Below are 1271 nucleotides of genomic sequence, written 5' to 3' on the forward strand. Positions count from 1 at the left end.
CAGAATGGCGTCGAGGTCCAAGTGGTTGGTCGGCTCATCGAGCAACAACAGATCTGACGGACACATCAGTGCCTGCGCCAGGTTCAGACGCATTCGCCAGCCACCGGAGAAATCACCGACCTGGCGATCCATCTGCTCGTTGGTGAAGCCCAGACCTGCCAGCAGCTTGCGCGCCCGGGCATCGGCGGTGTAACCGTCGGCGCTATCGAGTTCGGCGTGCAGGCGCGCCTGAGCGGCACCGTCATGGGCCGCTTCGGCGTCGGCCAGCTCACGCTGCACCTCGCGCAGGCGCAGGTCGCCATCGAGCACATAGTCGACCGCTACCCGCTCAAGGGTGTCGACCTCCTGGCGCATATGGGCGATACGCCAGTCCGCCGGCAGGAAGCAGTCGCCCGAGTCAGGGGTCAATTCCCCCTGGAGCAAGGCGAACAGGCTGGATTTACCGGCGCCGTTGGCACCGATCAGGCCGGCTTTGTGACCGGCGTGCAGGGTCAGCTCGGCGTCTTCTAGCAGACGTTGCGGGCCACGCTGTAATGTTAGGCTTTGAAGTCGGATCATAATGGCGGCGGAGTCTACCAGCTTCGCTCGCAACTGGCGCGAGAAGGAATATGTCCTCTGACCTGTGGAGCTCTACCCTGACGACCTACGCCCGACCCGGCGTCGAACGGGCCTGCCTGGAACTGCAGAGTGCGGGCGCCAATGTCTGCCTGCTGTTGTGCGCGGTCTGGCTTGGCCAGCGTGGCGTGGTCTGCAATGCCCAACGTCTGCAGCAGCTGCAGTTACTGGCCGGCCCCTGGCATGACGATGTCGTGCAACCCCTGCGGCAACTGCGCCAGCAATGGCGCTCGGCGGCCCTTGAGGATGTGCAACTGACTATTCTGCGCGAACAGGTCAAGGCGCTTGAGCTCGAAGCGGAGCGACAGTTGTTGTTGCGACTGGAGACGACGGCACGAGACTGGCCAGAAGAGGAGGCAAAGGATTTGCCAGCCTGGCTGGAAGGAGTGGCGGTACAAGCCACCACCCTGAACCGCGACGCGCTGAATGAACTGCGCGTCGCGGTAACCGGGGCTTAGGAAGCGCTGGTTGGGGTGATGCTGCTCGCAGAGGCTGCTGGCGTTGTTACAGGCGACGCTGCAGGCGTGCTCGCAGTCGGTGCCGGCGATGCTGCTGGCGCTGGAGTCGCAGGCTTGGCCGCGACAGCAGCTGTTGCTGGCTTAGCGGCGACCGGCTTTTTCACGGCGGGTTTGGCTGCCCGCCTGGCAGCAGGTTTG

General features: G+C 64.2%; 2 protein-coding genes. One reads left to right on the forward strand and one right to left on the reverse strand.

Annotation, left to right across the window (positions count from 1 at the left end; genetic code table 11):
• Positions 1-558: ATP-binding cassette domain-containing protein (locus F8N85_RS34300; RefSeq protein WP_150807691.1), on the reverse strand; the 558-nt coding region annotated here is incomplete at its 3' end.
• Between the two features lie 50 nt (positions 559-608).
• Here F8N85_RS34300 and F8N85_RS34305 point away from each other — a divergent pair.
• Positions 609-1073: a TIGR02444 family protein gene (locus F8N85_RS34305; protein WP_150806107.1), complete on the forward strand. Its 465-nt coding sequence runs from the start codon at positions 609-611 to the stop codon at positions 1071-1073.
• Positions 1074-1271: the final 198 nt, after the last annotated feature.

Source organism: Pseudomonas fluorescens, from assembly GCF_902497875.1.
GTDB lineage: Bacteria > Pseudomonadota > Gammaproteobacteria > Pseudomonadales > Pseudomonadaceae > Aquipseudomonas > Aquipseudomonas fluorescens_BR.